The organism is uncultured Gimesia sp. (genome assembly GCF_937919775.1).
Taxonomy (GTDB): Bacteria; Planctomycetota; Planctomycetia; order Planctomycetales; family Planctomycetaceae; genus Gimesia.
The window spans coordinates 1-12913 of the sequence record NZ_CALFPF010000278.1 but is presented as its reverse complement, the minus strand read 5'-3'; the positions used below and the strand labels follow the sequence as shown (position 1 = coordinate 12913).

11 protein-coding genes are annotated in these 12913 nt (G+C 51.2%); 8 read left to right on the top strand and 3 right to left on the bottom strand.

Features of this window, described 5'->3' with window-relative positions:
- Nucleotides 1-218 precede the first annotated feature (218 nt).
- The 5 genes from Q0294_RS07640 to Q0294_RS07620 all read left to right on the top strand — a co-directional run bounded on the left by Q0294_RS07640 (nt 219) and on the right by Q0294_RS07620 (nt 5503).
- Nucleotides 219-1253 carry a hypothetical protein gene (locus Q0294_RS07640; protein ID WP_299462823.1) on the top strand — a complete coding sequence of 345 codons (1035 nt, stop codon included), beginning with the start codon at nt 219-221 and terminating at the stop codon, nt 1251-1253.
- 44 nt (nt 1254-1297) lie between these two features.
- Complete coding sequence (locus Q0294_RS07635) at nt 1298-2548, top strand: tetratricopeptide repeat protein (protein WP_299462820.1); 1251 nt, start codon at nt 1298-1300, stop codon at nt 2546-2548.
- A 113-nt stretch (nt 2549-2661) separates the two neighbouring features.
- Nucleotides 2662-3768: a DUF1559 domain-containing protein gene (locus tag Q0294_RS07630; protein WP_299462817.1), complete on the top strand. Its 1107-nt coding sequence runs from the start codon at nt 2662-2664 to the stop codon at nt 3766-3768.
- A gap of 145 nt (nt 3769-3913) precedes the next feature.
- Nucleotides 3914-4255, top strand: a complete 342-nt coding sequence (locus Q0294_RS07625) for a hypothetical protein (RefSeq protein WP_299462814.1) — start codon at nt 3914-3916, stop codon at nt 4253-4255.
- Nucleotides 4256-4339: 84 nt separating this feature from the next.
- Entirely contained in the window at nt 4340-5503 is a 1164-nt protein-coding gene (locus tag Q0294_RS07620; protein ID WP_299462811.1) for a multiheme c-type cytochrome, read from the top strand.
- A 64-nt stretch (nt 5504-5567) separates the two neighbouring features.
- Here Q0294_RS07620 and Q0294_RS07615 read toward each other — a convergent pair whose 3' ends face one another.
- From Q0294_RS07615 to Q0294_RS07605, 3 genes are all read right to left on the bottom strand, one after another.
- Nucleotides 5568-7268 carry a hypothetical protein gene (locus tag Q0294_RS07615; protein ID WP_299462808.1) on the bottom strand — a complete coding sequence of 567 codons (1701 nt, stop codon included), beginning with the start codon at nt 7266-7268 and terminating at the stop codon, nt 5568-5570.
- Nucleotides 7269-7318: 50 nt separating this feature from the next.
- Nucleotides 7319-8725, bottom strand: coding sequence for a magnesium chelatase (locus tag Q0294_RS07610; RefSeq protein ID WP_299462805.1), 1407 nt, complete (start codon nt 8723-8725; stop codon nt 7319-7321).
- A gap of 233 nt (nt 8726-8958) precedes the next feature.
- Nucleotides 8959-10434, bottom strand: coding sequence for a PAS domain S-box protein (locus tag Q0294_RS07605; protein ID WP_299462802.1), 1476 nt, complete (start codon nt 10432-10434; stop codon nt 8959-8961).
- A gap of 800 nt (nt 10435-11234) precedes the next feature.
- On the opposite strand from Q0294_RS07605, the gene Q0294_RS07600 reads away from it, so the two are divergent.
- From Q0294_RS07600 to Q0294_RS07590, 3 genes are all read left to right on the top strand, one after another.
- A complete protein-coding gene (locus Q0294_RS07600) occupies nt 11235-11450 on the top strand; it encodes a carbon storage regulator (RefSeq protein ID WP_299462799.1) in 216 nt (71 codons plus the stop codon).
- Nucleotides 11451-11830: 380 nt separating this feature from the next.
- Nucleotides 11831-12199, top strand: a complete 369-nt coding sequence (locus Q0294_RS07595; protein ID WP_299462796.1) for an Hsp20/alpha crystallin family protein — start codon at nt 11831-11833, stop codon at nt 12197-12199.
- Nucleotides 12200-12309: 110 nt separating this feature from the next.
- A complete protein-coding gene (locus Q0294_RS07590) occupies nt 12310-12579 on the top strand; it encodes a BON domain-containing protein (protein WP_299462793.1) in 270 nt (89 codons plus the stop codon).
- Nucleotides 12580-12913: the final 334 nt, after the last annotated feature.

The window sequence follows — 12913 nt, the reverse complement described above, 5'->3', positions numbered from 1 at the left end:
CCAGATTTGGCCTGGCCAATTTCTCAGTTTGCTCAAGCAGTCAGAGATAACGGTCAAATAATCTCTCCCATGCTTTGGGTTCGGAAATTAAGAACGTTGAATGGAGGGGAGGCTGCTGCAGTTGATTTGAACCGGAGTTGCTGTTGTGAGTGTTGCACAATGGCATTGTTATTGATTTCTATTATGGTGTGATGGCGTTATTCCATCACGAATTGATTATGTCGCAAATTTCACAGACCACATTTTTACCTCAAGCTGCTGCAGAGCGATCTGAAGCCGTTGCGGGGGATTTCCGGCAGTCATTGCGGGCCGGGTGGCTCGTTGATCCGAAGTTTGATCTGTTCTTCCTGGCAAATCTGGGCTGGCCATTATTGGTTTTGTTGCAATGGATGGGCGGTCTGGAAGTACAGAGCGGCATCAGTTTCTGGCAGATTTATTTTATCACCACACCACACCGCTGGATCACACCCGCTTTACTGTTTCTGGAGCGGGATCGACTGCAGGCCAATAAAACAAAATACATTTTGATTACGGTTTTACTTTTGACGCTACCACTGGCGGTGAAGATTTCAACCGGCACGCTGACCTGTCTGCTGACCATTGATTACATCTGGAACGCCTGGCATTTCGCCGCGCAGCATCATGGCATTTATAGTATCTACGGTAGAAAAACAGGGGGGATCTCTCCCCAGCGCCTGCGAATCGATAAATGGCTGATGCGGGGTTTCCTGTTGTATGTCACATTTCGGATTGCCAGTTGGGCTTCTCTGGGCACAGAAGCAAGCCAGGGCTGGGGGACTCTGGATTACCTGTTCGCTACGATTCCCACGGGCATGATTCTGCGGGAATTCTGGCAGTTGCGAGCGCAGACTCTGGGACGGTGTTTGTATTTCACCAGTGTGATGACACTCTATCTGGCGATGTTATGGGCGGTCGCTGTGAAAAATCCGATGATGTTACTGGTTCTGACGACGGCTTCCGCGCTGTTTCACTCCATCGAATATCTGGCCATTGTCAGCTGGTCGGTGGATCGTACAAAGAAATCAGGCAAAGCAACCACAGAACTCTTTATGCGTCTGATGCCACGCTGGGGAATTGTGCTGGCGGTTTTTGTCGTCATTCTGGGACTGGGGGCCTGGCTGATGGAAACGCATCTGCTGGAAATCTGGCTCACTGCAAATTTAATCATGGCGTTTCTGCATTATGCCTACGATGGCCTGATCTGGAAATCGCGGAGGTCTGTATCCGCATGAAAAACCGAGAGACAAAATCTCACACTCGATTACAGGAAAGTGAGATGAGGAATCCGCCCGATCAACCCAGCCAGACAACGCGCAGAACCGTCTCATTTATGACTGCGATTGGCCTGACGTGCCTGGTCGGCTGGTGGGTGCAGAGCGTGCGCGCCAGAGGCGGGCTAACCCTGCCTTATGTTCGTCCCGATGTAATCGTCATCAATTTTCTGTGCATGTTGCCGCTGGCGATTCTGGTGTCGGAATGGATATTTCGTGTTTTGAAGCAACGCAGTTTCCATTTATTCCTCATTCTGCAATCCGTATTTATTGTGGGAACGGGAGGCATCGTTGTACTTGCTTTGACCGGTGACCAGACAAGTGTCACTTTGAGCGACTATGATGCCTGGGAATCATTCGTATTACGTCCTGCGCTCGCTTTCTGGATCATGGCCTCTGCTCTGTTAGCGATCGGGAATTTGTCGCGTTCTGCAGTGACTGCGCAAACATCGCGACCAGGAACACTGGTCTGGCTTCTGGTCTGGACGACAGCCCTGGTCGTACCTGCTTTTTATACTCAGTCGCGAGTAGACGAGATGGTGACTCGAATTAACGACTATCTGGGCAGCGGTCGCATGGGGGATGCCCGGCAATTAACCCGCGAAGTATGCGTCCTGTCTCCCTGGGAAAAAATCGGAGGCAATCCCGCTGGCGATGTGGCCCGTGATCTGGATCGAGACTGTTTCGGAATCGAGCAAAGTCTGGCGCTGATGAAACGACGTCCCGTCCACAGTGAAGAATACACCTATCACGAAGCCCGTCTACTTACGATGCTGGGGCAACGTGCTGCGGCGATCAGGTTGCTGGAGCCCTGGACCGGAAAAAACTCGACCAGCCCGCTGACGTATCAGTTACTCGGCAATATTTTTCAGCAACAGGAAAGCTGGGCAGACAGCGAACGGCAATATCGGCAGGCTCTCAAAGCCTGGCAGAAGTTACCGCATTCAGAACAGCAACAGGAGGGAATTGTGACCGCCTTAAAAGGGATGGCATTTTCTGAAAGGAAAAGAGGGAACTATGCGGAAGCAGAAGCTGCGTATTTATCGGCGCTGTCATTGGCTCCCACGGCCGACCAGCACTTTCTACTCGCACAGTTTTATGAAGATACACAGCAGACAGGCAAAGCACGCGACCATGCACATCAGGCGATGGCATTGGATGCGTCTCGCTATGACAGTTCCGGAAAAAAACTGATCGCCTCGCTACAACAACAGCATTTCGGTTGCCTGAATGTCTGGCGTCAGGGGAGTCCTTAATCGAGACCGCTCAGACAGCTTTTGGAATTAAATTTATGAGAAGCACAATTCATGGTGCTTTGATCAACTTGTAAGACACGCAGTTTTTTATCGTTTTAATCAGGAGTGGGTCCATGCATTTACAATGTTTTCAGAAACAGGTCAGACAGAAAGAGCGTCGCGGTTTTACATTAATCGAGCTGCTCGTTGTGATTGCGATTATTGCGATTCTGATTGCCCTGTTATTGCCGGCCGTTCAGCAGGCTCGCGAGGCAGCACGGCGTTCCCAGTGCAAGAATAACCTCAAGCAGTATGGCCTGGGTTTACACAATCACCTGGACACCTACGGTACTTTTCCACCGGGTTATGTCTGCTACGATGAATCTGGCAACCGGTTTCAAACCGGGGGCTGGCAAAATGGTCAGAATGAGTTCGGCTTTCATTGGCTGGTGATGATGTTGCCTTATATGGAACAGCCCGGTTTGTGGGATCAGATTACATTCTGTGCGGACGATGCCAAGAAGAGTTCGACGACAAACCCCTGGGACCATTGTGAGTATTTAGCTCCGGCGCACATTGGTCGTGAGCGGCTCCCGGCCTTCAACCACTGTCCCTCTGCTCCGAAAGATAATTCGCAGTATAATGACGGAACTTATGGACTCGAAGCGTTGGCCAAAGGGAATAACTATGCCGCCAGTTGGGGATCGGGCAATATGCTCTCCTGGGAAAGCCGGAGTACGCGTGGTGCCTTTGGCTGTTACTTCACCACGCAGGACAAAGTTTCGATTGCCTCGGGGGGATCAGGTGATTTGTTCCAGCATGATAAAGGGATGACCGACAGCGACTTTGTGGACGGAATGAGCAATACAGTCGCCATCAGTGAAATCGTGGGTGCTGACGGGTTTTCCTCTGGTTCGAGTGTTGATATCCGAGGTGTCTGGTTGTCTGCAGCGATGGGGGCAACCATCTTTACTGCTTACAATAATCCCAATGCCCGGGTGCCTGACATCATCGCCGGCTGTGATACGTCGATTCCTTCAGGAACAAGTCCGTTTCTCAATTGTACCCAGGAACGAACCACTGCTGACGTCTATGCGGCGGCACGCAGTTACCATACAGGCGGGGTGAATGCATTGCTGGCAGATGGTGCGGTACGATTCATCAGCGACAATGTCGACAACGCCGCTATCTGGCGATCGTTGAATACAATTCGGAATGAAGAAACGATCGGTGAATTTTAATTGATGTGAGCTTCATGAGTACGCTGCATTCAATTTTGTCTGCAGCGTATTTGTTTTTGGAAAATACCTGGTAAGTGAGTGAATGATGAGAAACTGGATTTTATGTTTGGTTCCCTGTCTGTTGGCAGGTTGTGGTGGCGGAGGAGTGTCCGAAACGACCGTGGAACAAGACGTTTATGCACAAGTTGTCGGGCTCGGTGATTCTTCTGGTAACGAGGAAATGTTTCAGGCTGCTTTTGTCGCCGGTGCCGCTCCCAAAAACCGGAAAGATTATGGCCAGTACGTGTTTCTTGTTGATGGAGACGCCGAGATTAATGGAAATGAAGCCACGGTGCCGGTGAAAATCATGGGCGGATTTGTCTCTTCTCAAGAAGGAGACAGCGCGGCAAAAACAAAACCCGGCGAGAAAACCGAAACGAAAATGACCTGGAAACTGCAGCGCGAGGGGGAAGAGTGGAAAATCAAGGAAGCACCGCTTCCCGGTTAAGCTGCAATTCACTTTCCCTACCGGTCTGCAAAAACGCGCAATGATGAACGCGCCTTTACCGATTGACGAATTGCGAGGTCTGCTTTGAAGCAGCTTACCGGATCAGAGAGTCGGCTGCTGTTGACGGTGCTACTCACCTGCATCCTGGGAGTGGCTGCGTCTTGTACCGAACAGAAAAATCCCACGGCTCCAACGCTCAAGACCAAAGCAAAACAAGACGCTGACCAACAGCGCCTCAGCCAGGATCCGGCGGCGGTCTGGCAGCAGTTTCTGGCGGTGAACTTTGCCGGCGATCAGGCGTGCGCGGATTGTCATCGTAAGGAATATGAAGCACACCAGCGCTCCGGCCATTCGAATACCGCCGTGCGGATGCAGGAGAGTGCGCTGGCTGAAAGCCTGGTCAAAGCAGGTGATTATCAGGATTCCCGCCGTGACCAGAAATGGATTTTTGAAACCAGTGATGGCGATTTTCTGGTGAAAGATGAGAAACATGCTGCGATGCCACCTCTCCCGGTCAGCTGGCTGCTCGGTTCCGGCACGCATGCGCAGACCGCGATTGCCGTTGATGAACGCAGGCAGAAAGGGGTGGAACTGCGCTGGTCTTATTTCGCTAATCAAAAGGGACTGGGACTGACGCCCGACCATGAGCGGTTTGATGAATATAACCGCAACAGCATTGAATGCTTCGGACGCCCAATGCAGGCCGCTGATGTGCTGGCCTGTTTAGGTTGTCACATGACGGTCGGCCCGCCGCCGGGGGCGCCGTTCCGGGCGGAGTTTTTTATACCGAATGTCGGTTGTGAGCGCTGTCACGGTCCTCGGAAGCAACATGTCGAACTGGCGAAGATCGGCCGCGGCCACGAAAGCAAGCCGCTGATTAATTATGCCAGCGCCGAACAGTACATCGCTGCCTGCGCACAGTGTCACCGCGATGAGAACAACCTTTCTGCAAACTCCCAGCCAAATGAACTGGTACGCTTTCAACCCTATGGTTTAAAGAAGAGCTTGTGTTATCTGAATTCCAACGGCAAACTCTCGTGTGCGTATTGTCATGATCCCCACGATGCCACTTCGCATAATCGAGTTCAATATATCAAACAATGTCAGTCCTGCCACCAGGCCGCTGAACATTCCACGGTCTGCCCTGTGAAACCGCAAGGAGACTGCATCGAATGCCATATGCCAGCCGTCGAATGGACCGCCGGCATCAGGTTTCATGACCACTGGATACGAAAGCCGGGAAGTTAAAAGAGGAGATCGTTTGTACGAGGACTGCACACTGTCGCGCCAAGTATGATCAATCGTTCTGAAATTAACCGATGATATCACGTCGGTGTTTGACGTAGTCCCAGACGACGTAACGGTCGAGGTCGCGGCCGGCGGTGAAGAAGACGCGGCCTTGCGTTGCTTCGGCCAGGCGATGGGCGAACTGGATGTCTTCGCTGGATTGCGACCAGCTGGGAATCAGAAAGATATTAATCGTGATGCCTTCACGTTTGCATAAATGGGCTTCGCGCATGGTGGCGGCTTCGGTTTGTGGATCGGGCGGATACAAAAGGTAGAGCATTTCACCTTCAAAATGCGCGGTAGGTAAGCCGTCGGTGATCAGGATGATCTGGCGATTCGGCGTGTCCTGCAGCGAAAGAAAATGTCGTGAAAGCTGGAGTGCGTGCTGGATGTTCGTGAAGTGGGGGGGGACGACCTGCTCGCTGATTCTTTCATCACTCATATCCACCTTCAAGCGAACAAAAGGGTCAAAAATCGTGACAGGTTTAGGCATCATTTCGATGATCTCGCAGGCGGTGCGCGGTTTGGCGAATGTGTACATCTCGATGAATTGCAGATAATCGCCGGGAAATTCGCCGCGGATCAAGCCTTCCAGTGCCAGCCCCATCTGTTTGACGTTGACGTATTGTCCTTCGTAACGCATGGAGCCGCTCATGTCCATCAGCACCGTCGTGGCACATTTTGGCGCGTTGCGCGTTTTGTGAATCACCAGATCGTCCGACTTCAGTTGGATCGGAAAGCCGGGGCCGTCACGCAGAATCGCATTAGTGAATGATTGCACGAGGTCCATATTGGTGACCGAGTCTCCAAACTCGTACGGTTTCGTGCTCGGCAGCTCAACTGCGCCTTCACCAACCACTGGGCCACCGTGGCGTCCGGTGCGGGATGCCTGCAGATCGCTGAAGATCCGCTCCAGAATGCGACTCTGGAACAGTCGATATGCTTTCGGAGTTAAGCGGAACTGACCTTTGGAAAACTCCAGTCCCTGCTGGTCGGCCATTTCCCGCATCAGATCGCGAACCTGTTTCTGCAGTGCTTCCAAAGTTTCCATGTCACCCTGCTGGGTGAATTCGGAAAGCGCTTCCATGTCGATAATGGCGATCTGTGCGGTCTCGCGGGCTTCTTCGAGTTGCTTGAGCAGTTCGTCAATTTTTTCCAGTTCCGCTTTGGTGTCGAGCGCTTCCTGTATCGTCAACGAAGTTCGGCCTGTGAAATGATATTTTGACGCTAATTCGTCGATTTCGTATTTGTCTCCCAGGCGATCCACCAGTTGGACCAGACCTTGTGAGAACGGACTCTGATCATCGTTGACCTTGTACCAGAGTCGTTCCAGATCGTAGATCTGTTCTTCGCGGACGGCCTGCTGAAAGTAATCTTTGAGCCGTCGGGGAGGCTGCATTTGTTTTGCATAATCGTGGTAGCTGCGGCGGGCTTTTTTGCGGACGCTGTCTGTTTCGTACATTTCCAGGATTTTGCGTTTGCGTTCTTCCAGCATCGCCAGCAGGGCATCCAGGCTGGGACCGAGGCCGGCGATCTGGCTGGGGTCGAGGCGAATGGCGCGGGCCAGTTCTTCCTCGGTCAGTTCCCGCATCGAGCCATAATACATCATATGGTTCAGCGCAGGAGAGACCAGGTCGGGAGGAGGCTGCATCGGGTCGGGGATGCGTTTCGGATCGTACTTCTGGTACGTATGAATAATTCCGCCGGTGAGTCGTTTGTCAGTCATAGTGGTGTCTCGATCTCTCTGTTGAGAGGAATTTGAGAACGGGGAGCAGATCAGGTTTCATAAACGATGCGACCATGATCCTGCGAACGCGAAATTTTACTGTTGGCATACAGGCCGGCCAGTACAAACTCAATACAGGATGCACGAATTGCATCGTCGCCCGAGGCATTCACTTCGAAGGCTTTATCCCAGATGGGGGGCACGCGTTTGAGTCGATCCGCATACTGTGATGAAGGCAGCATGTCGCCTACTTCAATTTTGATACCCTGTGCAAAGATTTCGCTGATTTCTGCGAGGCCGTGTTCGACAATGTATTCCTGAAACACATCCTGAATCGCCTGGGCGATGATGGCATCGAGCACCTGGCGTTCGGACATCTGGTTGGCGCCCATCAAATCGAGTTCCAGTTTCCCCAGCGAGGAAGAGTACAGGTGCCCCAGATCGCTGATCCGGGGGACGGACGGTTTTTCGCCGAGGACGGCGCCCCGCCGGCGAGCCGAAGCGACCATCATGCGATAGTTGGCGATACTGAAACGGGCACTCACGCCGGAATCGTGATCGACATACTTTGATTTTCGGGCTGCGATGGTGATCTGTTCGATAATTTCCCGCATGTAATAAGGGACGACAACGGGCACTTCGCCATCCAGGTCAACGCTGGATTCCTGCTCCATGATCTCAATCCCCAGGCTGCGATCACGCGGGTAATGCGTGTGAATGACCGAGCCGATCCGGTCTTTCAACTGCGGAATCACTTTCCCGCTGCGGTTGAAGGTTGACGGATTGGATGAGAAAAGAATCAGCATGTCGAGATCGAAGCGGATCGGGTAACCGCGAATCTGTACGTCCCGTTCTTCCAGAATATTGAACAGGCCGACCTGCACGAGTTCGTCCAGTTCAGGGAGTTCGTTCATGGCAAAAATGCCGCGGTGCATGCGGGGAATCAGACCGAAGTGCAGCGCACTCTCTGCGGACATGCTTTCGCCATGCGCGAGTTTGGCAGGATCGATCTCGCCGATCACGTCGGCAAACTTGGTTCCCGGAGCCAGTCGTTCCGCGTAGCGGTCTGCACGGGCCCACCAACTGATGGGCACTTCGCGGTCGGGGGTATTGGCCAGAAGTGTTCGTCCTGCGCTGGTAATCGGCTGGTATGGGTCATCATGCACGGGGGAGCCGGGAATGTCGATGTACGGAATTTCCGGATCGAGGAACCGCACCAGCAGCCGCATAATACGGCTTTTGGCCTGTCCTTTCTCTCCCAGAAACAGCATGTCATGTTCCGAGAGCAGAGCCAGTACAATATCCGGGATCACGGTATCGTCATAACCGACAATGCCGGGAAACAGTTCATCGCCGCTTTGCAGCGCACGCATTAAGTTGTCATAGATCTCACGTTTGACAGTCTTACTCAACCAGCCGCTTTCTCGGAGCTCTGCCAGATTAGTGGGACGATTCATAAAGCTTTCTCATTCCCGTTTTGATGATTAGTTTGTATTTCTGAAGATTCGCTGCTCAGCCCGTGATCGATGAAAACATAAGGTCAGGGAAAATCAGGAGGATCATCGAATGACATCAGCAGAGCGGCTCTTTCAATCATAGCCAAAACAGGAACGCAGACTATAGTGCAGTTGTTCAGGGAGAGCCGGTTTCCGGAAAAAAAGGATTTCAACAAAATCATTTCAGAGGTTTTTCAGTTGGCGGTCTTTGATTCTTCTGAGTAAAGGGGGGCGACAATTCGCGCGTTGGTTCCTTGTCCTTGAGAGGATTCCAGCCAAAATCTGCCTTTGATGAGTGATAAGCGAAATTCGATATTACTGAGACCGATTCCGCTCGCGTCCGAGATCTCGTGTCCAAGCTGCTGGGGATCAAAACCGATTCCCTGATCGGAAACGACAATTTCGATTTCCTCCTCTGAAAGCAGGCTCATGCGAATCTGTGCCTCCGTCGTTTGAGAATGTTTGACGACGTTAAATAACAACTCGCGGATACATTCATATAAAACGACTTTTTTCAACTCTGTCTGGGGATTGGCCCGTGGGTCAAGATCCAGTGTGACAATTAATTTGTAACGTTCTTTCATTTTATGGGACAACCACTCGAGAGCCGTCGGCAGTCCTTCCTCGTGCAATACAATTGGATTCATTTCTGCCGTTAAGGACCGGGTGATTTCGATACCCTGATTCAGCAGTTCATCGGCACGGGTCAGGGTTTGCTTAATCGCGCCTTCCGGAGTGTCGTTCCTGGCGATTTCCAGGTGGATGCGAACGCCGACCAGTACCTGCTGCAAATGATCGTGCAGAATATCTGCCAGGTGACGGCGCTCCTGCTGTCCTGCGACGGCAATGGCTCTGGTCAATTCTTTCTGTCTGCGTTCTGCCCGCTTGCGTTCACTGATGTCGGCTATGATCCCGGCAAAGATGCCGAATTGAGGCAGATCGGTGACTGAGAGTTCAATCGGAAAGATGGAACCGTCGCGACGGCAGGCTTTCAGTTCCCGCCGGGCTCCAATGATCGTTGGTTCTCCTGTTTCCAGATAGTGAGCGATGTATTGATCGTGATTTTCCCGCGTGGGTGAAGGGGTGAGCAGACTGACATTCTGGTTAATGATCTCGCTTGCGGAGTAGCCAAACATTTTCTCAGCCGCCGGATTGAACGATTTCACGATTCCTCGGCGGTTGATGGTGATGATCGCTTCGATCGCGGTTTCCACGATGGCTTTCAGGTGAGCCTGAGTTTGGCGTAATTCGCTGGAGACGGCTTTGCTCTCGAGAATCCGTCTTAATGAAGACAGAAATAAATCGGGGTCGATGGGCTTTAAAAAATAATCAGCAATCCCATTGCGAAACGCGAGGATCATATTCTCAATTTTGGATTGCGAGGTAATCACCAGCAACTCGGCATGCGGAGCCACCCCTTTCAGCCTGGGAAGAATTTCCTGCGTGCTCCCGTCAGGCAGATGGTACTCGAGAATGATCAGAAAGTAATCGGACCAGTTGTCACGATCCAGCAGCTGGGCAATCGTTTCGACGGTATCAATCCGATAACCGTCCTTTTCTAGAAGCTGAACCAACTGGTCCCGTGACGCCGGATCTGGTTCCACCAGCAGTACTGGCAGGCCTTGCGTTTCAGGCGTCACGTTTATCTCATTTCCGGATGCGAGATTCAAACAAGTAGCTCCCTTAACTCCAATAATATTTTCAATAATACCATACCCATTAGCCGTGGGTGTGTAAATGAGATACAGAGTGAATTATAGATCCAACCGATTCCGCATGGGGAATTTCCCTACATAAATTTAGCCAGATTTCCGGTTATCAGGAAATCGTGGAGGCGGTAACCTGAAGCGCAATGGAAGATGCACCAGTGAAAACACTGTGATGATGCCGGCAGGGTGTCAAAGTGGAGAATCTTAACCGGAATTAACAGTAAAGTTCACAATCACAGCAAGCCTGCGGATGAGGCAGTTTGAGGGAAGCTGTGCGGAAGAGTCATACAGACGACATGATTCGAATGCTCAATTGTAATGGAACGTGCTTAGTATACCTCTGCTGATGAAAGAAGAAAAGAATCTTCCTGAGCATAACTGGCAAGGATGTTTTGGGTGGTGGTTCATTTCAGTTGAAAATTCTTTTCGGGGGGGCAATGCGATGCAAACGACAGGCAGTTGGACTTTACATGAAAAAAAACAGGACTGCGTCCGATCCCGCCATCAATCGTTCCAGGCAGAGCAGGCGGAGGCATTGGATCAAACACTGATCGCTGATCTGCCGGACGAACAGATCCACCAGATGACGCGTGAGGAGTTGGTGCGAATGATTCAGGCTGCAAACCCGGTTTTTATCAGTGAGAGGTGCCGAAAACGGTTACCCTATCTCGATCAGGACGCACTGGAACGCTTGGCATTTCTCGCACGTTTTTGCTGTCAAAATCAGATCTGCCGCACACTCAATTCAGGGGAAACAGATCATGCTCGTTTTAACACGAAAAAAAGATGAACAGATTCGGATTGCAGATGATATCGTGCTGACGGTGGTCAGGATTCAGGGGGGAAAAGTGAAACTGGGAATCGAATGTTCCCGCAAAATACCGATTCGTCGCAATGAGATTCCCCTGGAAGCTTTGGACGAGTCTGACACGGTTCTGGCCGGGTCATTTGACAGGCAGGATCAGTTTATTCTTTAGGCGGTATTCTGCGGCGGATTGATTCCGGTTTTCTTTCGTACAGGAAAAAGTCTGCAGCGGCATTATCTTATCGGGAGATTCCCGAGGTGTGTGACAGGGGAGTTCTGCACTGGTTTTTATCGGAACACCTGATTCTCAACTTTGCGCGAGGCTGGTTACGATGTACCAGTTGAGATGAGAGTAAAAGCGATTTGTTGCTGTTGACGGAGCAGCTAAATGATGTTGACTGTTAATTCTAGATAAGGATGGGGGGAATTATAATGGCCATTGCACCAGCAATCAGAGGGACCGTTTCGAGATCAGAGAGAAGTTTTCCTGGCTTGAGTACATTTTTTGGCCGGGCGCCGCTCTGGTCACTTCGAAATGAAATGGATAATTTGATGAGCAGTTTTTCCGGCGACGGAGGACTGGTGGCGGGTTTCGATGCCATGCTCGATATGTCGGAAACCGATGACGAGATCGAAGTACGGATGGATGTTCCCGGTATTCAACCCGAAGAGATTGAAGTCGAAGTGTCGGGAAATACTCTGTTCATTAAGGGGGAACGGAAAGAGGAGAAAGAAGCAAAGGGCAAAACCTATCATCGGATTGAACGCACGTACGGCAGTTTCTCCCGCTCCGTGACTTTACCCTGTGATGTGGAGAGCGATCACATTGAAGCGCAATGCGAAAATGGTGTTCTGACGGTGACTCTTCCCAAGTCGGACTTCAGAAAACCACAAAAAATTACCGTAAAATCCAAATCCTGATTCAGCGACTCTAGACCACTGTGATTTTAATGGTATGTCACAACCAAACTGCGGTGACATACCATTTTATCGTGCGTCACGTATCAAATTCAAAAACCAGGGAGAGCAGGGTGAAACTGCAAGCTCAAACACGAAATGTATTGTTTCCCAATCCGGACAATCAGCTCATGGCTCGGATTAAACGAGTGCTGCGAAGATCCGGATATGCACCCTTAACTCAAATTCGGGTCGTAGCGGAGCAGGGAAATGTATGTCTGGAAGGGGAAGTCCCCACCTATTTCTTAAAGCAGATGGCTCAGTCTCAGATTCTGTCATTGGAAGGGGTTCGGTCTTTGAAGAATGCGCTGGTTGTGGAAGGCCATTCCAATCATCAGTTTTAGCCTGGCTCCAGGACCATTTAAGACGAGTATCATAGAATGAGAGTCGCTATGGCTAAATGGGATACACCCTGGCGTAGATCATGTTCAGAATACAATATTATTGAGTCATTCAGACGCTGGCACGCAGCTGGTTTCGTCTTCACCCGTGACCTGAGCTGCGTGCCAGTTTCCATTCCTCAGGCTGAGAATAAATCAAATCGGGGCACTCAATTGATCAGGCAATATCAAAAGCGTCAGGGAGGGAGAAGTCTCTGCGGTTTACGCTGGATCTGCCGTATAGATAGTGTATGCGCTTTAGCCCGGGAATTGCTGAAGAGTAAGCCGTATGGTGTTA